The sequence below is a fragment of the Winogradskyella poriferorum genome (assembly GCF_050618035.1).
GTDB lineage: Bacteria > Bacteroidota > Bacteroidia > Flavobacteriales > Flavobacteriaceae > Winogradskyella > Winogradskyella poriferorum_A.
The window spans coordinates 1-271 of the sequence record NZ_JBODPY010000039.1 but is presented as its reverse complement, the minus strand read 5'-3'; the positions used below and the strand labels follow the sequence as shown (position 1 = coordinate 271).

Sequence of the window (271 nt, the reverse complement as noted above, 5' to 3'; positions counted from 1 at the left end):
AAATGGTTTGTCCAGCAGTTACTTGGTTATTATCTAAATCCAGATATCTAATAATGGTCTTATTATCTCTAATAGATATTTCTGCTTTCATGTTTAAATCACTAGTAATAATTTGCCTTGAACCAGCTAGTTTTGAGCGAATCTTTACATCTTTAATTCGGTAACCTAAACCAATGATATACTCATTCCCCTTTATCTCTGTTAGCAAGTTATTATCAAAACTTAAGAATAAACGTCGGTCTTTTTGAATTTCGGCAAGAATCTTCATAGA

At 31.0% G+C, this 271-nt stretch carries 1 protein-coding gene; it reads right to left on the bottom strand.

Features of this window, described 5'->3' with window-relative positions:
• Positions 1-271, bottom strand: a 271-nt coding sequence (locus ACRHOC_RS14835) for a hypothetical protein (protein WP_431159408.1), incomplete at both ends; no start/stop codon positions are given.